This window comes from Rhizobium sp. H4, assembly GCF_003013335.1.
GTDB classification, from domain to species: Bacteria; Pseudomonadota; Alphaproteobacteria; order Rhizobiales; family Rhizobiaceae; genus Rhizobium; species Rhizobium sophoriradicis.
Window position 1 is genome coordinate 118,924 of the sequence record NZ_PSOW01000015.1, and the last position, 21,393, is coordinate 140,316.

19 protein-coding genes are annotated in these 21,393 nt (G+C 62.9%); 4 read left to right on the forward strand and 15 right to left on the reverse strand.

The genetic code is table 11. The features are described from left to right. Window positions 1-460 precede the first annotated feature (460 nt). Window positions 461-2,086: a glucose-6-phosphate isomerase gene (gene pgi, locus C4N04_RS22625; protein ID WP_106797071.1), complete on the reverse strand. Its 1,626-nt coding sequence runs from the start codon at window positions 2,084-2,086 to the stop codon at window positions 461-463. Window positions 2,087-2,225: 139 nt separating this feature from the next. Further along, window positions 2,226-3,926 (reverse strand): long-chain fatty acid--CoA ligase, encoded by a 1,701-nt coding sequence (locus C4N04_RS22630; protein ID WP_106797072.1) that lies wholly within the window; start codon window positions 3,924-3,926, stop codon window positions 2,226-2,228. Between the two features lie 252 nt (window positions 3,927-4,178). Between C4N04_RS22630 and C4N04_RS22635 the strand changes: the two genes are divergently transcribed. Continuing rightward, the gene (locus C4N04_RS22635) at window positions 4,179-4,571 is read left to right on the forward strand and encodes a PRC-barrel domain-containing protein (RefSeq protein WP_096762952.1); all 393 of its coding nucleotides are present in this window, start codon (window positions 4,179-4,181) and stop codon (window positions 4,569-4,571) included. A 212-nt stretch (window positions 4,572-4,783) separates the two neighbouring features. On the opposite strand, the gene C4N04_RS22640 is transcribed toward C4N04_RS22635, so the two are convergent. The 6 genes from C4N04_RS22640 to C4N04_RS22665 form a co-directional block, all read right to left on the reverse strand. After that, window positions 4,784-5,179, reverse strand: a complete 396-nt coding sequence (locus tag C4N04_RS22640) for a VOC family protein (protein ID WP_106797073.1) — start codon at window positions 5,177-5,179, stop codon at window positions 4,784-4,786. Window positions 5,180-5,223: 44 nt separating this feature from the next. Further along, entirely contained in the window at window positions 5,224-5,973 is a 750-nt protein-coding gene (locus C4N04_RS22645; protein WP_106797074.1) for an ABC transporter permease, read from the reverse strand. Beyond that, window positions 5,970-6,914, reverse strand: coding sequence for an ABC transporter ATP-binding protein (locus C4N04_RS22650; RefSeq protein ID WP_106797075.1), 945 nt, complete (start codon window positions 6,912-6,914; stop codon window positions 5,970-5,972). The genes C4N04_RS22645 and C4N04_RS22650 overlap by 4 nt, the downstream gene beginning before the upstream one ends. After that, window positions 6,911-8,077 carry an ABC transporter permease gene (locus C4N04_RS22655; RefSeq protein WP_106797076.1) on the reverse strand — a complete coding sequence of 389 codons (1,167 nt, stop codon included), beginning with the start codon at window positions 8,075-8,077 and terminating at the stop codon, window positions 6,911-6,913. The genes C4N04_RS22650 and C4N04_RS22655 overlap by 4 nt, the downstream gene beginning before the upstream one ends. Window positions 8,078-8,134: 57 nt before the next feature. Then, window positions 8,135-9,043, reverse strand: coding sequence for an ABC transporter substrate-binding protein (locus C4N04_RS22660; protein ID WP_106797077.1), 909 nt, complete (start codon window positions 9,041-9,043; stop codon window positions 8,135-8,137). A 183-nt stretch (window positions 9,044-9,226) separates the two neighbouring features. After that, window positions 9,227-9,493: an acetyltransferase gene (locus C4N04_RS22665; RefSeq protein WP_245425653.1), complete on the reverse strand. Its 267-nt coding sequence runs from the start codon at window positions 9,491-9,493 to the stop codon at window positions 9,227-9,229. On the opposite strand from C4N04_RS22665, the gene C4N04_RS22670 reads away from it, so the two are divergent. Together C4N04_RS22670 and C4N04_RS22675 are read left to right on the forward strand one after the other, a co-directional pair. Then, complete coding sequence (locus C4N04_RS22670) at window positions 9,461-10,690, forward strand: LysR family transcriptional regulator (RefSeq protein WP_106797079.1); 1,230 nt, start codon at window positions 9,461-9,463, stop codon at window positions 10,688-10,690. The genes C4N04_RS22665 and C4N04_RS22670 overlap by 33 nt on opposite strands. Further along, a complete protein-coding gene (locus C4N04_RS22675) occupies window positions 10,687-11,412 on the forward strand; it encodes a copper homeostasis protein CutC (RefSeq protein WP_106797080.1) in 726 nt (241 codons plus the stop codon). Before C4N04_RS22670 ends, C4N04_RS22675 begins: the two co-directional genes overlap by 4 nt. Window positions 11,413-11,725: 313 nt before the next feature. Here the strand turns inward: C4N04_RS22675 and C4N04_RS22680 are convergent, their stop codons facing one another. The 7 genes from C4N04_RS22680 to C4N04_RS22710 form a co-directional block, all read right to left on the reverse strand. Further along, window positions 11,726-12,745 (reverse strand): zinc-binding alcohol dehydrogenase family protein, encoded by a 1,020-nt coding sequence (locus C4N04_RS22680; RefSeq protein WP_106797081.1) that lies wholly within the window; start codon window positions 12,743-12,745, stop codon window positions 11,726-11,728. A 253-nt stretch (window positions 12,746-12,998) separates the two neighbouring features. Then, on the reverse strand, window positions 12,999-13,973 hold the full coding sequence (locus tag C4N04_RS22685; RefSeq protein WP_106797082.1) for an ABC transporter permease: 975 nt from the start codon (window positions 13,971-13,973) through the stop codon (window positions 12,999-13,001). Between the two features lie 27 nt (window positions 13,974-14,000). Then, on the reverse strand, window positions 14,001-15,554 hold the full coding sequence (locus C4N04_RS22690; protein ID WP_106797083.1) for a sugar ABC transporter ATP-binding protein: 1,554 nt from the start codon (window positions 15,552-15,554) through the stop codon (window positions 14,001-14,003). Window positions 15,555-15,657: 103 nt separating this feature from the next. Next, window positions 15,658-16,647, reverse strand: a complete 990-nt coding sequence (locus tag C4N04_RS22695) for an ABC transporter substrate-binding protein (protein WP_106797084.1) — start codon at window positions 16,645-16,647, stop codon at window positions 15,658-15,660. Window positions 16,648-16,852: 205 nt separating this feature from the next. Next, entirely contained in the window at window positions 16,853-17,302 is a 450-nt protein-coding gene (locus C4N04_RS22700; protein ID WP_106797085.1) for an RbsD/FucU domain-containing protein, read from the reverse strand. A 10-nt stretch (window positions 17,303-17,312) separates the two neighbouring features. Next, window positions 17,313-18,332, reverse strand: coding sequence for an aldo/keto reductase (locus C4N04_RS22705; protein WP_106797086.1), 1,020 nt, complete (start codon window positions 18,330-18,332; stop codon window positions 17,313-17,315). 40 nt (window positions 18,333-18,372) lie between these two features. Further along, the gene (locus tag C4N04_RS22710; RefSeq protein ID WP_106797087.1) at window positions 18,373-19,875 is read right to left on the reverse strand and encodes an altronate dehydratase family protein; all 1,503 of its coding nucleotides are present in this window, start codon (window positions 19,873-19,875) and stop codon (window positions 18,373-18,375) included. Between the two features lie 265 nt (window positions 19,876-20,140). Here C4N04_RS22710 and C4N04_RS22720 point away from each other — a divergent pair, with 265 nt between their 5' ends. Then, window positions 20,141-21,040: a GntR family transcriptional regulator gene (locus C4N04_RS22720; RefSeq protein ID WP_086155881.1), complete on the forward strand. Its 900-nt coding sequence runs from the start codon at window positions 20,141-20,143 to the stop codon at window positions 21,038-21,040. Window positions 21,041-21,393 lie beyond the last annotated feature (353 nt).

A 21,393-nucleotide genomic window follows, 5' to 3' on the forward strand; every position in this document is an offset into this window, starting at 1 on the left:
CCGCCTGAATGTGACGGGGGCGATGCAGGGCAGGCCCAGACATCGAACGAGCCATCCGGACGAGGGGCCGCCGTATAGGCCGGCGGGAACAATGGAACGGAGCGTCGTTCCGGGCTTGATAGGCCATGTCGTCGGAAATACCCATTGCACAGAATTTGCTTGAATCTAGGGCGATTCCGCCGGAATGGAAGAATTCTTTCTACAATTTTCCATTAGAAGAACGTTTCATCCGGTTCGGCACGACGAGCCCGTGGCGCGGCAGGGACGCACCCGGCAAGTTGAAGTTCGTTTCGGCAATGATGATGTTTTGCGCCGATCGCGGCGTCGGCCGGTCAATGGCGCGCCGGTCGCAGCCTGCCGGAGCGCCCTCTATCGACACAGGCAGGCCGCCGGAAGATCGGGCAGGGACAGTTGCCCTGCCTCGAGAGCTAAGGGGCGGCGGCGCGCCGCCCCTCGATCGCTATTTTGCGAGTTTCGCCAGCGCTGCGACCAGCCCTTGCGTCGAGGAATCATGGCCTGCCGCGCTCTCCTTGCCCTCGACAACAGGCAGCAGGCCCGTCGCCAGTTCCTTGCCGAGCTCGACGCCCCACTGGTCGAAGGAGTTGATGCGGAAGAGCACGCCCTCGACGAAGACGCGATGTTCGTAAAGCGCGATCAGCCGGCCGAGCGCGTAAGGGGTCAGCTTGTCGTAGACGAAGGTGATCGACGGCCGGTTGCCCTGGAAGACGCGGTGCGGAGCGATGAAATCGGCCTTCTTGTCGTCCATGCCCTTGTCGGTCAGCTGCTTCTTGGCTTCCGCGAAGGTGCGGCCCTTCATCAACGCTTCCGACTGGGCGAGAACGTTGGAGATCAGCAGCTGGTGTTGGTGGCGGAGCTCCGGCTCGAAGGCATTGGCGGCGATCATGAACTCGGCCGGGATGATGCTCGTGCCTTGATGGATGAGCTGATAGAAGGCGTGCTGGCCGTTGGTGCCCGGTTCGCCCCAGACGACCGGGCCGGAATTGCCCTCGACCGGCGTGCCGTCGACGGTGACGCCCTTGCCGTTCGATTCCATGTCGAGCTGCTGCAGATAGGCCGGGAAGCGCGACAGGCGCTGGTCGTAGGGCAGAATGGCGCGGGTGGGATAACCCAACACATTGCGGTGGTAGAAGCCGATCAGGCCGAGCAGCATCGGCAGATTTTCGGCAATCGGCGCCTGACGGAAATGATTGTCGACGGCATGGGCGCCGTCGAGGAACTTGCCGAAATTTTCAGGGCCGATCGCGATCATCAGCGGCAGGCCGATTGCCGACCAGATCGAGTAGCGGCCGCCGACCCAGTCCCAGAAGCCGAAGACGCGGGCGCTGTCGATGCCGAAGGCGGCAACCTTGTCGAGCGCCGTCGAGACGGCGGCGAAGTGATGCTGGACGGCGGCTTCGCCGAGCGACTTGGCGATGAAATTGCGCGCCGTCTGCGCATTGGTCATCGTCTCGACGGTGGTGAAGGTCTTCGAGGCGACGATGAACAGCGTCGTTTCCGGCTGAACCAGCTTCAGGATATCGGCAATATGGGCGCCGTCGATATTGGATACGAAGTGGGCGCGCGGGCCGTCATGGAAGGGGGCAAGCGCCAGCGTCGCCATGACGGGGCCGAGATCCGAACCGCCGATGCCGATATTGACGACGTCGGTGATCGCCTTGCCGGTCGCGCCCTTCAGTGCGCCGGAGCGGATCTCGTCGGCGAACTTGCCCATGGCGGCGAGCACCGCGTTGACATCGGGCATGACGTCCTTGCCGTCGACCAGGACCGGCGTGTTCGAACGGTTGCGCAAGGCCGTGTGCAGGACGGCGCGCTCCTCGGTGAAGTTGATCGCCTTGCCGGAGAACATCTCATCGCGCTTCTTCTCGACACCGCCTTCTTCGGCGAGCTTGACCAGCAGCTTCAGGATCTCGTCATTCACCGCCGTCTTTGAAAAATCCATCAAGAGATCGTCGAGCGCGACGGAGAAGCGCGAAAAGCGCTGCGCATCGGCGGCGAAGGCGGCCCGGAGATCGGTCGCCTTGGTGGTGGCGGCCGTGCTTTTCAGCTGTTCGACGATGGCGTTCATGGGGAGGCTCCTTTGGAGGCGGAAAGGTTGCGGAAACTATTCGCTTTATCGCCCGCAAATCAAGTTCAGCCATCGCTCCCGAAACAAAAAAGCCACCCGCGGCAAGCGGATGGCGTTAAATTTCATGAGCTTGTCAAATTCAGTCGCGCAGATCCTTGCGCAGGATCTTGCCGACCGGCGACTTCGGCAGCTCGGTGCGGAATTCGATGAAGCGCGGGCGCTTGTAATTGGTGAGATTGGCGGTGCAATGGGCCTTCACCTCCGCCTCCGTCAGGTTCGGATCCTTCCTGACGACGAAGAGTTTGACCGCTTCGCCCGAATGCCCGTCCGGCACGCCGATCGCGGCGGCTTCGAGGATGCCGGCATGCATGACGGCAACCTCCTCGATCTCGTTCGGATAGACGTTGAAGCCGGAAACGAGGATCATGTCCTTCTTGCGATCGACGATCTTGGTATAGCCGCGTTCGTCCATGAACCCCATGTCGCCGGAGCGGAAATAGCCGTCGGCCGTCATCACCCGCGCCGTTTCCTCCGGCTTCTGCCAATAGCCGGCCATCACCTGCGGCCCGCGGATGCAGATCTCGCCGATTTCGCCGAGCGGCAGCGGAAGGCCCTCCTCGTCGCGGATGTCGAGATCGGTGGAGGGCAGCGGCAGGCCGATCGAGCCGGTAAACTCGATCGAATCGAAGCGGTTGGCGGTGGCGACAGGCGAGGTCTCGGAAAGGCCGTAACCCTCGGTAATTGCCGTGCCGGTCATCTTCAGCCAGCGTTCGGCGACCGGGCGCTGGACGGCCATGCCGCCGCCGAGCGACATGATCAGCGAGGAGAAGTCGAGCTTGGCGAAATCGGCATTGTTCAGCAGTGCGTTGAACAGCGTGTTGAGGCCCGGGAAGATATGGATATCAGACTTTTCGAACTCCTTGACGAGGCCGGGAATGTCGCGCGGATTGGCGATCAGGATGTTGTGGGCGCCGAGCGACATGCCCATCAGCGAATTCACCGTCAGCGCGAAGATGTGATATAGCGGCAGCGCGCAGAGGAAATTCAGCACTTCGGGCTGTTTCTTGCGCTCGAAGGCCGATCGCAGCCAGAGCGATAGCTGCAGCTTGTTGGCGAGCAGGTTCTGATGGGTCAGCACCGCGCCCTTGGCAATGCCTGTCGTGCCGCCGGTATATTGCAGGAAGGCGACGTCGCCGCCGGTAAGCGCCACCGGCTGAAGGCTCTTTTTCGCGCCTTCGCGCAGCACCTGGCTGAAGCTCTTGTGCTGCGGGATCGACCAGGAGGGAACGAGCTTCTTCACCTTGCGCACGACGAAATTGACGATCAGCCCTTTTGGGCCAAGCATCTCCCCAAGCGAGGTGACGACGACGTGGCGCAGATCGGTCTTGTTCAGGACCTGCTCGACCGTGCGGGCGAAATTCTCCAGGACGAAGATCGCCTTGGCCCCGGAATCGCGCAGCTGGTGTTCGAGTTCACGCGGCGTATAGAGCGGGTTGACGTTGACGACGACGAAGCCGGCTCTGAGGATGGCGTAGGTCGCGACCGGGTTCTGCAAGACGTTCGGCATCATCACGGCGACGCGGTCGCCCTTGTCGAGGCCGATGCTCTGCAGCCAGGCGGCGACCTTGCGCGTCTGGTCGTCTAGCTCGCGGTAGCTCATCGCCTTGCCCATGCTGGAAAAAACCGTGCGATCGGCGTAACGGGCGCAGGATTTTTCCAAGAGTTCGGCAAGCGAGGCATGTTCCAGCGGCGGGAGTTCGGCCGGAACCATATCGGGATAGGTGGCAAGCCAGGGCTTGTCGGCTTTTGCTCCGTTCGGATGGACGGAAATGCTGGTCATAGTGTCTCTCTCTCCCTTGCGGCCGCCGCGCCGGTGCCGAGCCGCTGTCGGCTGGCCCGCAATTGACCGGAAGCATCCTCCATCTTCCTGTCCGGCAGCTTATGCCATCGCCTGAACGGTTCAAGCTGAATGACGCTACACTAACTTTGACGTAAACGTCAACATTTGCGGATGGCTCGATCGGGAACTTTGAGTCGGTCGTGACGTTGATTCTGCATACTCACCATGAGGAAACACCAAAGGAGGTGCACAATGTTGAACGAGGAAACCGACGCCACCCGCCGCGACCCGAATGTGAAGGATACGCCATCACTGATCGCCAGCGACCGCGTCGAAGGCACCCGCGTCTATGGCCCGGACGGCAGGCATATCGGCTCGATCGAACGCCTGATCATTGGCAAGCTCGATGGCCGCGTTGCCTATGCGGTGCTGAGCTTCGGCGGCTTCCTGGGTATCGGTGACGATCACTATCCGCTCCCTTGGGAAAAGCTGAACTACGACACCCAGCTGGACGGCTATCGCATCGACCTGACCAAGGAGCAGATCGAAGGCGCCCCGAGCTATTCGGACGATGACGACACCTGGTACAACGATAATGGCCGCCGGGTCTATGACTACTATGGCGTGCCGCCTTACTGGATGTAATCCCGTCCGATAGGCCGAACTGGAAGGGCCCCGTGCGACGCGGGGCCTTTTGGTGTGTGCTGGACATATCTTACAGGGTGGCGAGGAACCGGAAGGTCGCGGCATCCCTCTTCTCCCCGAGAGGAGGAGAGGGAGGAGGCTGCGGCCGCCTCAATCACCAACCCGCGACAAGATCATTGGCCGAACGTAGCCGCAATCATGTTATTTCCTGGCTAGAGAAACCGCCCGTGGCGCTGCAGCACTTCGATCTTGTAGCCGTCGGGATCGCTGACGAAAAAGAACAGGCCGAAGAGCCTGCCGTCGCGATTGAGCTCGACCAGCTCGCCCGGTTTCAGCCCGAGTTTCAGCATGCGTTCGCGTTCCACCGCAACCTCGTCAACCGAGACGGCGAGATGGCCATAGGCATTGCCAAGAGCGTAGGGGTCGGTCCGACCCTTGTTGACCGTCAGCTCCAGTTCGAAGCCGGTCTCGGCATTGCTCAGATAAATCAGCGTGAAGGTTTCGAAATCGACGCGATCGGCGACCGAAAGGCCAAAAGCCTTGCGATAGAAATCGACCGAACGCGCCTCGTCGAGAACGCGGATCATGGAGTGGATCATCTTCGCCAATTCTGCCTCCCATTCTTTCGGTCACGCCTGTGGTAGCGGTCCCCTTACGCCGCGCGCAAGCCGATTCTTCGCGTGATCGCCGCTTCGACGAGACCCATGGCGTCATAAATCAGCACCGCCATCAGGCCGACGATCAGCCCGCCCTGCAGGATGAAGGCGGTATTGTCCGAGATCAGCCCGGCGATGATCACCTCGCCGAGACCCTTTGCCGCCACCGTCGAGCCGATCGTCGCTGTGCCGATATTGATCACGGTCGCGACCTTCAGCCCCTCGAGAATCAGCGGCAGGGCAAGCGGCAACTCGACGCGCAACAGCCGCTGCGTGGCGCTCATGCCCATACCGTCGGCGGCATCGAGCACCTGCGGCGACACCTGCTTGAGACCGGCGACGGTGTTTTCGAAGATCGGCAAGAGGCCATAAAGAAACAGCGCGATCAGCGTTGGCATGGCGCCGAAGCCGGTGGCGGGAACGGCCAGCGCCAGCACAGCGACCGGCGGAAAGGTCTGCCCGGCATTGGCGATGGCGCGCGACAGCGGCAGAAAGTCGGCCCCGCTGTCGCGGGTGACGAAGATGCCGCCGAGAACGGCGAGCACGGCGCTGCAGGCGATCGATCCGATGACCAGCTGCAGATGCCCGAGCGCAAGCGAGACAAGGCTGTTCTGCGTATAGACGGCGGGCGCATTGTTGCTGGTCAGCGGCGTCAGCAGGAAGGAAAGCCAATCCGTCCTGAACAGCAAGATCAGCAGGAGGGCGAGCGCCGCCAGGCGGAAGAGATTGGCGACGACGAGTTTCATGCCTTGCGGCCCAGTTGGAGCAGCCGGCTCATCGAGATCGATCCGACAGCGGCCTTGTCGCCATCCTGCACCGCCGCTTCATCGACCCCCTGCCAGATCATTTCGGCGAGCGCGTCGCGGAGGCTCAACGACTGCGGCAGGGCATAGGCAAGCCCGCTCTTGGCCGGCTCCATGCTCTCCTTCAGCGGCAGCAGCGACATCAGCTTTAGTGCCCGGTCGGAGGTGCCGGTCAGTTGCTGGACGAAGGGATCGGCCGGATCGGTGAGGATCTTTTCGGGCGTCGAGCATTGCAGCAAGCGGCCCTGGCTCATCACCGCGATCTGATTGCCGAGATGGAAGGCCTCGTCCATGTCGTGGGTGACGAGGATGATGGTGGTGCCGAACTGCTTCTGGATCGCCAGGAGGTCGTCCTGCGCCTTGCCGCGGATGACCGGATCGAGGGCGCCGAAGGGTTCGTCCATCAACAGCAGCTCCGGTTCGGCCGCCAGCGCCCGGGCGACCCCGACGCGCTGCTGCTGGCCGCCGGACAGCTGGTGCGGATATTTGTCGGCGAAAGTCGCCGGATCGAGGTTGAACAGCCCAAGCAGTTCCTCGACGCGCGCTGCGATTCGCGTCGAATCCCATTCGAGCAGCTGCGGCACGGTGGCGATATTCTGCGCCACGGTGCGGTGCGGAAACAGGCCGTGCCCCTGGATGGCATAGCCGATCCGGCGGCGAAGTTCGGTCACCTCGACGTCCATGACATTCTGGCCGCCGACGAAGATCTCGCCTTCGGTGATAGGCACCAGCCGGTTGATCATCCGCATCAGCGTCGATTTGCCGGAGCCGGAGGTGCCGACGACGACGGTGATCGAACCCTTCTCGACCTCTATCGAGACATTGTCGACGACGGTAGCGGCGCCATAGCGCTTGGTGACGTTGCGGACCTCGATCATGCTCATGCGGCAGGCCCCCGGATGCTGTCGATGACCGCATCGAGGATGACGGCCGATGAGAAAGCGAAGAAGACGGTCGGCACGGCGCCGAGCAGGACGAGATCCATGGCGGTCTGGCCGAGCCCCTGGAAGATGAAGATGCCGAAGCCGCCGCCGCCGATCAAAGCGGCGATCGTCACCATGCCGATCGCCTGCACCAGCACGATGCGGATGCCGGTGAGGATCACCGGAAAGGCAAGCGGCATGTCGATACCAACAAGGATCTGCCGGCGCGTCAGCCCCATGCCGGCTGCGGCGTCCCGCACCGAGGGATCGACGCCCTGCAGGCCGACGACGGTGTTGGCGACGATCGGCAGCAGCGAATAGAGCACTAGCGCGATCAGCGCCGGCGCCGTGCCGATGCCGCGAATGCCGGCAGCAGCGGCCAGCGGCACATGCGTGGCGAGATAGCCGAGCGGCAGCATCAGCAGGCCGAAAAGCGCAAGGCTTGGGATCGTCTGGATGAGGCTCAAGCCCTGCAGCACGATGGCGCGCAGCCGTGGCACCCAGAAGCAGAGGATCCCGAGCGGCAGGCCGAGAATGATGGCGATGGCAAGCGAGCCGAGCGCCAGCAGCAGATGCGAGATTGCTTCCGTCTCGAATTGCGGCGCCCGCGTCGAATATTCCTTCATGATCGACAGGCTGTCGAGCAGGCCGGAGGCGAGCGAGATGAAGAGCAGCGCCGTATAGGCCGCAAGTGCCGCGACCCGCATCCACGGCGCCAGTCTTATCTTGACCAGAGCATCGGAGATGACGAGCCCGATCACCGCGAACAGCACCCAGAAGCCGCCGCCCGGCGTCATGCGCGCCACGGTGCTGCCGGGCGGCGTCGCCGCGCTCGAGACGAGACCGATCGCAACGACCAGCGTGGCAAGGCAGAGTGTCGCTATGACAAGCCGCGCCAAGGCGTTGCGGATAAACAGCGTGGCGAAGGCCGTGAGAATGAGGAGGGCGGTCAGGATGAAGACGGAAGGCTGGGGAAAGAGCTGGGCCAGCAGCATCGGCTTGCCGGCGGCGATGCGGTTCGCCTTGACGTAGATGAAGGGCATCAGTGCTGTGGCCACAATGCCGCCGGCCACCAGAACCACGCCGAGCCGGTCCAGCCTGCGGACCGCTGAGGTTTCGTCCATCGATCCAACCTTATGGGGAAAGGACGCTCCGCCCGCAGCCGGGCGGAGCGGGCGTGATTACTTCAGGAAGCCTTTTTCCTTGAGATAGGCCTCGGCGACGGACTTTGCCGGTTCGCCGTCGACCTGGATCTTGGCGTTGAGCTTGCGCAACTCGTCGGCGCCGAGGCTCTTGAAGATCGGCGACAGGATTTCCTCGATCTTCGGATTGGCCTTCAGCACCGCTTCGCGGATGATCGGGGTAGGCGCATAGACCTGCTGCACGCCCTTGTCGTCCTCGAGAACGGTGAGTTCCGCGGCTTCGATCGCGCCGTCGGTGCCGTAGACCATGGCGGTGTTGACACCGTTCGTCTGGTCGGCCGCCGCCTTGATCGTCGCCGCGGTGTCGCCGCCGGAGAGAACGACCATTTGATCGGGCTTCAGCTGGAAGCCGTAGGTCGTCTGGAAGGCGGGAAGCGCGCCGGCCGAGTTGACGAATTCGGCAGACGCCGCAAGCTTGGCGGCGCCTCCACCGGCAACCCACTTGCCGAAATCGGACATGGTCTTCAGCTTGTTCGGGCTGGCGACGTCGTTGCGCACGGCAAGCGCCCAGGTGTTGTTGGCGGGCGACGGCGTCAACCAGACGATCTTGTTGGCGTCGTAATCAAGCTTCTTCGCCAGCTCATATCCCTGGTCGTTGTTCTTCCAGGCAGCATCGTCGGCCTTGTTGAAGAAGAAGCCGGCATTGCCGGTATATTCGGGATAGATATCAATTTCGCCTGCGGTGATCGCCTTGCGCACCACGGGTGTGGCGCCGAGCGCGATACGGTCCTGCGTCTTGATGCCGTTTGCTTCCAGCGCCAGTGCGATGACATTGCCGAGCAGCGTGCCTTCCGTGTCGATTTTCGACGAGACCACGACGTCTGCGGCCTGAACCGCACCCGCCGCGAAGGCGGAGAGTGAGACGGCAAGTGCGAGTTTCTTCAGCATGAATATCCCCTGTTTTAACACCGTTGACGTGGCGCAAGCCCCCGGCGGAGGCGTATGCGCAGGAAATCTGCCGGCGAAGGCGACAAGGCCGCCATCATGCCGGAATTGCGTGCGTCATGGAAATAGCGTGCACGTTCGAAAAATCGATGCAAGCCCCTCCAGTATTTAAGCTCACGCCCGAGATTATGGCGGCGAACGCGGCTCGGCGCGCGGAAAGGCATTCCCTTTTCCAGGGTCGGCGCGATTTGTTTTTGTTCCCTTGCGTGTTTCCGCGATGGTTCCGGTGCTCTTCTGCGGATAACCGCCGCCCGGATTTTTATGACCGCCACGATAGCCCGGCTCTGTCGAGGCAGGGATATCTTTTTTCGCGAACACATCATATCGTCCGGTTTTTAAAGCGCTTTCCGGAGCCAGCCTTTGCATCTCGGCGCCCTGTTCATAATCCGCCATGTCCTGACCTCGGCGTCGGTCCGCGAGACCGCCCGCCGTTTCCAGTTGTCGCCCTCCACCGTGTCTGCGGCCATCCGCAATGCCGAAACCGAGCTGGCGATGAAGCTGACGGAACGCGCCTCCGGCGAGCTGGTGACGCTGATCGCCGGCGGCGGCGTGCTCGAAGGCCTGGAGCCAATCACGGTCGCGATCGGCGAACTCTGCCGATTCGCCGGCCAAGTCGGCGCCGGCGGGATCGATGAGGCCTGGGCCGCCCGCATTCCCGTCAAGATCGTCGCGATCGAGCGGTTCCTCGAGGTCGCCGACCAGGGCAGCATCAACCGCGCGGCCCGCCGCCTGCATCTCGGTCAGCCGCAGCTTTCGCTCCAGCTTGCCAATCTTGAGAAATTCCTCGGCTACCGGCTGTTCGAGCGGCAGGCGCAGGGCTCTGTCCTGACGGAGGAGGGCAGGCGCGCCTACCAGATTTTCATGGCGATCAGCCAAGCCTGGAATGATTTGAAATCGGCAGCCGACGAGCGCTACCGGCGCAGCGCCCGGTCGCTGCGCATCGGCTCGATCATCCCGACCGGATCGGAAAGCTGGGTGGCGCGCTGCCTCGGTCTGCTGGTCTCCGAATGGAACGCGCGCCGCAGCAACAATGCGATTTCGCTGGTCTCGATGACCGCCGACGATCTGCGCGAGGCGCTGAAGAGCGGCCGCATCGATGTGGCAATCCTGGATTCGGTCTTTGGCCTGGAAAGCTTCCGGCATCGCGAACTCCTGCAGACCGACATGGTGGTGATCGCGCCGCCGCACAGTACGCAAACCTCGGTCACCGATCTCGTGGCCGCCCATGCGATCTGCATGCCGAGCCCGCGCACCGGCCTCGGCCACGCGGCCATGGCTTTCAGCGACGAGCGCGCAGCCAACCGGCGTTTCCGCAGCCGCGATATCACTGCGGCGGATTCGCTGCCCGTGATCGTCGATCTCGTCGCCAATCACGGCTACGTTTCTTTCCTCGGCCGCGTCAGCGCCATGCCGATTGCCAACAAGGTACGCATCGTCGATCTCGACGAGCATGTGCCGATGTCCTATCACGTCGCCTTCAACCACCGCAAAGCCGCCGCCGATGCCTGCGCCGTCATCATCGCGGCGGCGGCGAGAATAACGTCGGAGGCCGTCGCGAAAATCGACGGAGTCAGGGAGAGCGCCGCATGACGATCCTGCTGGAGGTCTGTGTCGACAGCGCCGAGGGCCTTGCCGCCGCGGTCGAAGGCGGCGCCGGCCGTATAGAGCTCTGCTCGGCGCTGGAACTCGGCGGCCTGACGCCGTTGCCGAGCCTGATGCGGATCGCCGCCCGCGCGCCTATTCCCGTTTACGCGATGATCCGCCCGCATGCCGGTCCCTTCATTTTCGGCGGCGCCGACGAGGAGGCGATGCTGCTCGATATCGACGCCGTGCGCGGCGCCGGCCTCGCCGGCGTCGTCATCGGCGCCAACCGGCCGGACGGTACGCTCGACATGCCGTTGATCCACCGCCTGAAGGCGCATGCATCAGGCTTGGGATCGACGCTGCATCGCGCATTCGACCTGGTGCCGGATGCCGATCAGGCGCTGGAGCAGGCGATCGAGCTTGGCTGCGAGCGTATCCTCACCTCCGGCCGTGCGCTGAAGGCCGCGGACGGCCTCGAAACGCTGACACGCCTCTCCGCCAAGGCGGCCGGCCGCATATCCATCATGCCCGGCAGCGGCATCCGCCCGGCCAATGTCGGCGCCATATTGCAGGCGACCGGCGCCCGCGAGGTGCATGGCTCCTGCAGCTCGCCGGTGGAAAACGCCGATCCACGTGCGGTTGCTTTCGGTTTCGAGGCGAAGAGCAGCAATAGGACGGATGTCGTGGTTGTTAGGGAGATGTGCAGGGCGATCGCGGCTGCGGGTTAGCGGTTTTGGTTCCAGACGGAAAGCGTTTTGCGCTTTGAAACGCCAATGCAGTGCTTGCCGCATGGGTCCTCGGGTCAAGCCTGAGGACGACGGAGTGTGGGGGAACGCGTGCGGCAAGCAGCGCAAGGGCGTGGTGATTTTGAGGGAGTTGCCGTCTTTATTTATGCGATTTCCACGCAAAACGCCCCGCATTTTGCTGGAAATCCTCCGAACGTCCCGCCTCTTGCCGCATCGGTTTCACCGCCCTCCGTCATACTCGGGCTCGACCCGAGTATCCACGCCGAGCACTCGACGTCCGTCCACCCGTGGTAGCCTAACCCTCAACCCTGATCACCGCCTTGATCAGCCCGCTCTTCTCATGCGCCCAGCGGGCGAGATCGCGCGGCGCATCGGCAAGCGTTGTGCGATGGGTGATCAATTTATCGACCGGCACCAGTCCCTGCGCGATCGAATCCGCCACATGCTCGAAATCGGCGCGGGTGGCGTTGCGGCTGCCGATCAGCATCATTTCGCGTTTGTGGAATTCCGGGTCGGAAAAGCGGATATCGTCCTTGACGACGCTGACCAGCACCAATGCGCCGCCATGGGCGACGAAGGAGAAGGCTTTCTCCATCGAGGGCCCGTAGCCTGTGGCGTCGAAGACCACATCGAAACCGTCGCCATCGGTTTTTTCCCGCACAATACCCGCGGTTCCTTCGTTGGCGACAATGCCTGATTTGAAGCCGAAGCGCTCGGCCGCCATTTGCAGCCGCTCGGTGCTGGTATCGAGCAGGGTCACTTCATGGCCGGCGATGCGCGAGAAGATCGCCGCCCCAAGGCCGATCGGCCCGGCGCCGATGACGAGCGCGCGCGCACCGGCGCCGGCCAGCGAGCGGCGCACCGCATGGGCGCCGATTGCCAGAAATTCCGTCGTCGCCGCCGCCTCGAGGCTAAGGCCCTTGGCAGGATAGAGATTGCCTGCGGGAACCGAGATCTCCTCGCAGAAGGCGCCATCCGTATGGACGCCGAGCACCTTGATATTGGTGCAGCAGTTCGGCTTGGCCTGGCGGCAGGCGACACATTGGCCGCAGGAGAGATAGGGGTTGACGATGACCGGCGTGCCGGCCGCCAAACTCGCGCCGTCGCCGGCTTCGATGACCGTCGCCGAGATCTCGTGCCCCATCACCCGCGGGTATTCGAGGAAAGGGTGTTTGCCCTCGAAGATATGATAATCCGTGCCGCAGATGCCGACATGGCTGACGGCAAGGCGCACCCAGCCGGGCGCCGGTGCGGCGGGAGATGGCCGCTCGACGGTCTCGAGCACGCCGGGCTCGCGGCAAACTACTGCTTTCATGACGGGTCTCGCATTCTTCGTTCTCTGTGTCATACCGCCGCTGTTCTGTTCGTGTGGGTAGCTGCCCCTCACCCTAACCCTCTCCCCGTAAACGGGGCGAGGGGACTTGCCCTGCACGACGTCAATGGGCACGGAGGTTGGCGCCGTTTGCCCTTCTCCCCGCGTGCGGGGGTCCGAAGGACGGGTCGAGACCTGTGGCTCGACCCCGGCCGGTGGCGGCAGCCGGCCTGTTCGACCGGCTTCCCTAGGCCTCTCAACTGCTCTTGCGGCGACGCAGCTGATCGAAGAACACGATCACGATGATCAGGAGACCGGTGATGATCCGCTGCCAGAACGAGTTGACGTTCAGAAGATTGGCGCCGTTGTTGATGGTGGCGAGGATGAAGGCGCCGATCAGCGGGCCGTGCACCGAGCCTACCGCGCCGAAGAGGCTGGTGCCGCCGATGACGGAGGAGGCGATCGCCTGCAGTTCCCAGCCGTCGGCCTGCGTCGCATTGCCGATGGCGATGCGCGAGGCGAGCAGCACGCCGACGAAGGCGGCAAAACCGGCCGACAGAATATAGGCAAGATAGATCATGCCCTTGACGTTGACGCCGGAAAGACGGGCGGCTTCGGCATTGGAGCCAACGGCGAAGAGATAGCGGCCCCAGCGGCTCAGATGCAGGAAGACGAAGGAGGGCACCGCCACCAGGATGACCATCCAGAACAGGCTGGGTATGCCGAGGAAATCGGCGCGGGCGAAGTTGCTGAAGCTTTCGTCGGTGATGCTGATCGTCGAACCGTTGGTGATCAGCAGGCCGATGCCGCGGAGCGAGGTCAGCGTTGCCAACGTGATGATGAAGGGTGGCAGGCCCATATGGACGATGCCGAAACCGTGAAAGGCGCCGATTGCCACACCGATGGCGAGCGTCAGCACGATTGCTCCCCAGAGCGGCACGCCTGCCTGCAATAGCCAGGCGATGATGACGGTGCAGAAGCCGACGATCGCGCCGACCGACAGGTCGATGCCGGCGGTAATGATGACGAAGGTCTGGCCGAGCGCCAGGATCGCCGTCATTGCCCCCTGACGCAGCAGGTTGGAGATATTGAGCGGCGTCCAGAAGCTGGCGGTGACGAAGCCGAGCACGATCCAGAGGAAGATCAGCAGGCCGATCAGGGTGAGGCCGAACAGGATGTTCATTTTCCGGCGCGGCGGCGGCGCGACGATTTCGGTGGGGGTGGCAGTCATGAATTTTCTCCCTCTTCTTCTTCTGGCTCAGACGCCGATCGCTTCGCTGAGCACTTGTTCATGCGTCGCCGCATGGAAATCATGGCTCGCGACGAGCCTGCCGCCGCGGAAGACATGCAGCCGGTCGGCTAGTTCGTAGACCTCCGGCAGGTAGGAGGAGATCAGGATGATGCCGGCCCCCTCCTTCAGGAGCTTGGCGAACAGCCGATAGATCTCAGCCTTGGTGCCGACGTCGACGCCGACGGTCGGTTCGTCGAAGATGAACAGCCGGGCACCATGGCTCAGCCACTTGCCGATGACGATCTTCTGCTGATTGCCGCCCGACATGCTGGAGGCCGGAACCCGCCGGCTTGGCGTCTTGATGCTGAGATCGCGGATCTGTCTGTCGGCATTGGCCGATTCGCGCGCATGACTGATCACCGGCCCTTGGCTGAGGCGCCCGAAGACCGGCAGGTTGATGTTGAGGCCGATCGGCAGGTTGAGGCAAAGCCCCTGGTCGCGTCGGCTTTCCGGCGCCAGCGCAATGCCGAGTTCCATCGCCGTGCGTTCACTGCGGATATCGACCCGTTTGCCCATCCATTCGATTTCACCTGACCTGATCGGCTGGCGCCCGTAGAGGCCGAGCGCGAATTCGCTGCGTCCGGCGCCGATCAGCCCGTAGAGTCCGACAATCTGTCCGGCTTTGACGCTGAGCGACACGTCCTCGAAGCCGGGACCGGAAAGACCCTTGACCTCGACGATCGTCTCGCCGATCGCAATCTCTTCCTTGTGATAGATCTGCTCGATCGAGCGGTTGATCATCAAGGCGATCAGTTCGGCATCGTTGGTCTCGCCGATCAGCCGCGTGCCGACATGGGTGCCGTCGCGCAGCACCGAGACGCGGTCGGCCAGTTCGAAGACTTCCTCCATGCGGTGACTGATATAGACGATAGTGACGCCTTCACCCTGCAGCCGGCGGATCAGCTTGAATAGCTGCGCCGATTCCTGGCGGGTCAGATAGGCCGTGGGTTCGTCGAAGATCAGAAACTGCGTGCCGCGCATCGCCGCGCGCGCCGTCGCCACCAGTTGCTGCTGGCCGATCGTCAGCGAGCTTAAAGGCGCGCCGGCCGGCAGGCCGAAACCGAGATCGTCGAGGACGGCCTGCGCCATCTTCTCCATCTGCTTCTTGCGCATCAGGCCATAGCGGTTGACTTCGTCGCCGAGGAAGAGATTGGCGGCGACCGTCAGGTGCGGGCAGAGCACGACTTCCTGATGGACGGCGTTGATGCCGCGGGCGATCGCCTCATTCGGCGTCGACAGCCCGACCGGATGGCCGCACCACAGCACCTCACCGGCCGTGCGGGTGATGACGCCGGTAAGTAATTTGATGAGGGTGGATTTGCCGGCGCCGTTTTCGCCGACAATGGCGTGGATCTCTCCGGCCAGAAAGGTCAGCGTCGCCGGTTTCAGCGCCTGCACGTGACCGTAATTCTTCTGCAGGCCTTTCAGTTCGAGGATTGGCGATCCGGTGGGGATACGATTGGCTTCTTTCAGCGTGGCGCTGTCATCATGGCGATGACTGACCTCTTCCAGTCCGATCATGGACCTCTCCTCCTCTTGTCACGTCTGCTCCATCCTTGCTGAACCATAGCATGGATGGAAAAGGCCGCGCCGGTTTTTGAGCCGGCGCGGCCTGTTCTGTCGATTACTTGATCTTCGGGTTCAGGAGCGCGTCGATCTTAGGATCGCTCATGTTCGCCTTGGTCACGAGGTTGGCGCCGGTGTCGACATTCTCAGGAACCTTCTCGCCCTTGGAGACGGCAAGCGCGGTCTTGATGCCGTCATAGCCCATGCGATAGGGGTCCTGAACGACGAGGCCGGCGATTGCGCCGTCCTTGAGGAAGCCAACCGTCTTGTCGTCGCTGTCGAAGCCGATGACCTTGATCTTGTCGCCGAGCTTGTTTTCGGCGATCGCCTGGCCAACGCCCTGCGCCAGGATGAGGTTCGAGGCGAAGACGCCGACGAGGTTCGGATTAGCCGTGATCAGGTCGGTCATCATGTTGAGGCCGGTCGTCGCCTGGCCGTCACCATACTTGTCGGCGATGACTTTCAGGCCGGGATGCTTGGTCTTGATCTGATCCAGGAAGCCTTCGCGGCGCTGCTCCAGCGAGCCGACGCCGGGAAGATTGGTGAGTATGACGATCTCGCCTTCTTCCTTGCCCGTCATCTCCTTAATGGCGGCGGCAAGACCGTCGGCGGCGATGCGGCCGCCCTGGACGTTGTCGGTGGTCAGGAACGACTTGAACGCCTTGGAGTCGGCGCCCGAGTCGATGCCGATGATCGGAACCGACTTGGCGGCTTCGTCGATCGGCTTGCCGAGCGCCTTGAATTCCGTCGGCGAGATGACGATGGCGGCCGGCTTGCCGGCAACGGCGTTCTCAAGAATACTGATCTGACCGTTGATGTCGGATTCTGCCTGGGCGCCGAGTTCCGGCACGTTGACGCCGAGATCCTTGCCGGCCTTGCGGGCGCCGGCCAGAACGATTTGCCAGTAGAAGGACGTCGTGTCCTTGACGATGATCGGGATCGTCACGTCGGCGGCAAAGGTCGTGACCGGCATCGCCGTGGCGATGACGGCGGCGCCAGCCAGCGCGGTGAAGGCGCGGCGGGACAGAAGGGATTTCACAATGCTCATAAGGGTTCTCCTCTCAGGATGCGTTCTCCTCCAATAAACCGGACCGCTGAACGCTGGCGGAGGGTTTTTATCGATAAAAAACATTTGCAGGCAGAAGCTAGCCGAGGCGCAATCAAATTGCAAGGGCGTCAACTGCGCTTTTTTGCTTTGGAAATCTCCTTCCAAGCTACTGATTTTATTTCAATACCACGATAACCTAATATAGCTATCGGCCGAACTCAACCTCGTGTGGATGTACGACGCCCTTTTTCAAAATCAGGTTGCCATACAGCCGGAATTCCGTCGTCGCGACGATATAGGCGGCTTTGCGCGCCATCGCATAGAAGGCGAAGCGCTCCACCGGGACGATGGAAAAATCGCCGGCGCGCCGTGAGACGATCTGCTGGAATTCGGCGCAGACCTCGGGCACGGCCTGGGGATCGCCGACCACCTCCATCCGCCATGCCGTTTCCGGCACGAACGTGTCGAGCGGCATATGGGTCAGGATGGCCTCGGCCATGTCGGTGGCGCTGACGCCGTCGGCGCGGATGACCGGCGGACCCATCGAGCCCGAGGGAAAATTGGCGTCCGATATGACGATGTCGTCGCCGTGCCCCATGGTCTTCAGCGCATGGAGCAGATCGGGACCGAGCACCGGATGAATTCCTTTCAGCATGTCTTCTCCCTCAGACCCGGACCGCTTCGGCGCCAAGCGGCGGCGCGATGAGCGTATAGGGATCGAATTCGGCGTAGATGCTATCGGGTAGCGGCGGCTCCACGGTCTCCATGTTGCGCGTCAGGCTCGAAGCCTTCGCCGTGCCGATCAGCACCGAGGCGACGATCGGATCGCGCAGCGGAAACTGCATCGCGGCAGCCGCGAGCGGCACGCCATGACGTTTGGCGATCGCCTCCATGGCGCCGACCTTGGCGAGCACCTCGTCGCTTGCCGGCATATAGTCGAAATGTGAACCCGGCACCGGCCCGGTAGCGAGGATGCCGGAGTTGAAGACGCCGCCGACGACGAGCGAGGTGCCCTTCTGCCGGCAGAGCGGCAGCAATTCGGCGACCGCCGAGCGGTCGAGCAGCGTATAGCGGCCGGCAAGCAGGATGCAGTCGAGATCGGCATGGCGCATGACCTCGAGGCAGACGGGAACTTCGTTGACGCCGAGGCCGAAGGCGGAAATCGCGCCCGAGGATTTCAGCTCTTCGAGCGCCTTCACACCGGAATCGAGAAGCTGCTTCTGATAGACGGCATTCTTCGCCGCGCCATGCGTATAGACGCCGATATCGTGCACGTAGAGAATATCGATGCGGTTGAGGCCGAGACGCGCATAGCTGAACTCGACCGAGCGCATGATGCCGTCATAGGAATAGTCGTAATCGGCATCGAAGGACAGCGGATTGACGTAGCTATAGTCGGGAACAGTCCCCGTCGGCACCGGCCTGAGCAGCCGGCCGACCTTGGTCGAGAGCACGTAGGACCGATCGGGCTGGTCGCGCAGGAAATCGCCGACGCGCCTTTCGGCGAGGCCGAGACCGTACCAGGGGGCGACATCGAAATAGCGGATGCCGCTGTCCCAGGCTGCCTGCAGGGTTTCCATCGCCTGCTCGCGCGGGCAGGCCCGGTAGAGACCGCCCAGGGGCGCTGCCCCGTAGCTGATTTCGGTCACTTGGAGCTTGGTCCTGCCGATCCGTCTCGTCTTCATCACGCCTCCTCGCCAAGCTTTCGGGATTTTCTATTTCAGATCAGAGCGTTGCGCCGAGATGCCAGGGCACGAATTCATTGTCGCCGTAGCCGAAGAGTTCGCTCTTCGTCCTTTTGCCGGAGGCCGTATCGATGATCAGGTCGAAGATCTCGCGGCCCTTGCCGCTGATCGTCGCATCGCCGGTGGCGATCGTGCCGCAATCTATGTCCATGTCTTCTTCCATCGCCGCATAGAGCGCCGAATTGCTGGAGAGCTTCAGCGACGGCGCCGGCCGACAGCCGAAGCAGCTGCCGCGGCCGGTGGTGAAGGCGATCATATTCGCCCCGCCGGCAACCTGGCCGGTCGCCGAGACCGGGTCGTAGCCTGGTGTGTCCATGAAGACGAGGCCGGGGGCGGTGACCCGCTCGGCATAACCATAGACCGCCGTCAGCGGCGAGCGTCCGCCCTTGGCGACGGCGCCGAGCGATTTTTCCAGGATGGTGGTCAGGCCGCCGCGCTTGTTGCCGGGCGAGGGGTTGTTGTCGAGCGAGGCGCCGTGCAGCGCCACATACGCCTCCCACCAGGCGATTTTCTCATCGAGCTTCTTCGCCACGTCGTCGGTGACGGCGCGGCTGCGCAGCAGATGTTCCGCACCATAGATTTCCGAGGTTTCCGACAGGATCGCCGTGCCGCCGGCCGCCGCCAGGAGATCGGCCGCCACACCGAGCGCCGGATTGGCGGTGATGCCGGAAAACCCGTCCGAGCCGCCGCATTGCAGGCCGATGATGATCTCGCCGATCAGGATCGGCACGCGTTTTTCCCGGCCGACATCGGCGGCGATTTCGCGCAGCACGCCCATGGCGCGCTCGACCGCCCGGCGCGAGCCGCCGGCGTCCTGGATGTTGAAATGCCGTTTCGAGGCGCCGGCACCGCTCTGGCCGTATAGCGTCAGCTGGTTGACCTCACAGCCGAGGCCGATCATCAGCACGCCGCCGAAATTCACATGCCTGGTGTAGCCGGCCAGCGTGCGGTGCAGCACGTTCATGCCGTCGCCGGTCGAGCTCATGCCGCAGCCCTGGTCGTGCACGATCGGCACGAAACCGTCGATGCCGTCATAATGCGGCAGGATCGTCCGGTTCGCCTCGTCGGCGATCGCCCGGCAGACCGTGGTGGAACAGTTCACGCTGGCGATGATGCCGATATAGTTGCGCGTCGCTGCCCGCCCGTCGGCGCGGCGATAGCCCATGAAGGTGCGCGCCTTGTCTTCGCCGGTCGCTGCTTCCGGTGCCGAATTGGCGGTCGCCGCCAGCCGGTCGTTTTCGAAATGCAGATTGTGGCTGTGCACATGGTCGCCGGCCTTGACCTCGGCCGTGGTGCGGCCGATCGCCTGCCCGTATTTCACCACGGGAGATCCGAGCGGAATATCGGCAATCGCCACCTTGTGGCCGGGATCGATCTTCTGGCGGGCCTGAACGCCGGCAACCGTCGAACCCGGCGCGATGGCCGCCGTTGCGACCGCGACATTGTCGCCGGCCGACAGGATGATCCAAGGCTGCTTGTCCAATCTCTTCTCCCTAGAGCACGATGGCCAATAGTGTGAGCTGTTTTCGGGAGCGCCTGCCGCACGGCAAATGCGCATTGATTTTGTTTTTTATCTACAATAAACATTTTCAAGTCAACGGGAATATTGATCCTGTGGACGAGGGAGGCGATGCGCCGCAGGCGGCCGGAAATAAGCTAAAGGTCGTTTGGATGAGCCCCGGTCCGATCCCGTCCTGCTTTTGAGCCGGGATGGCGGTTGCGACACGCGGGCGGAAAGCGGGGGTCTGATGGCAAGGCAGAACACGGTCTTCAAGGAAGCCTACAACAGGTATGCCGCGGCCCTGCGCACGGATACCGCACTCCCGTCGGAGCCGGAGATCGCCGCCCAGCTCGGCGTCAGCCGCTCCACCGCGCGTGCCATTCTGACGCGTCTGAGCGAGGAAGGTATCATCCGCTGGAACAAACGCCAGAAGATCGTGCTCCGCCAGCCGACCGACGGCGACCTCTTTCCTTCGGAAGAAACGGATTCCCTGCACGACATCATCGAGCGCAGCTTCATGCAGCGCATCCTTGCCGACGATGCCGCGCCCGGCATGCAGATCAACGAATTGGAGCTTGCCCGCGAGATCGGCACCGGCACCACGAGCGTGCGCGAATTCCTGATCCGCTTCTCCCGCTTCGGCCTTATCGAGAAGCGACCGAACAGCCATTGGACGCTGAAGGGCTTCACCCGCGAATTCGCGCTCGAACTTGCCGATGTGCGCGAAATGTTCGAGCTGCATTCGGCTGCCGAATTCGGCCGGCTTCCCCGCGACCACCAGGCCTGGGCCGATCTCGCCGCCATGCGCGAGGAGCATCTCGCCATGCTCGCCGACATCAACCAGCGCTTCAAGGATTTCTCCGTCCTTGACGAGCGCTTCCACCTCTTGATCCACCGCGCCTCGAAGAACCGCTTCATCGCCGACTTCTACGATGCGATCGCCATCGTCTTCCACTATCACTATCAATGGAACAAGACCGCCGCCCGCGAGCGCAACGAGCGCGCCATCCACGAACATCTGGATTATATCGCCGCCCTCGAATCCGGCGACCAGGCGGCTATCGAGAAAGCCTGCCGCGCGCATCTGCACTCCGCCCGCCAGACCCTGCTGCAATCCCTGCCGCAGATCGCGACGGAGAGCGCGTGAGGTAAGAGAAGGGCGACAAAACTCGTGCCTGCAGCCCCCTCATCCGACCCTTCGGGCCACCTTCTCCCCGAGGGGAGAAGAGGGAGCAAGGCGCGCGGAACTGCCCAAATGAACCGGCCTGCTTAAAGGCACTTCGTTTCAATAGGGTCGATGGCAAAGCGGCATTTTCACTCTTCTCCCCAGCGGGGAGAAGGTGGCCCGAAGGGTCGGATGAGGGGGCTGCACGCACGACACCAACGACGTCTGACCTCCCCAGGCCGTGAATCCCGTTGGCACTTGCACATGCAAAAATCTGCGCCTCGTCCTCTTTAGAGCTGCGATGCCGCGTCCGGCGGCGGCCCTCATGAAACCTT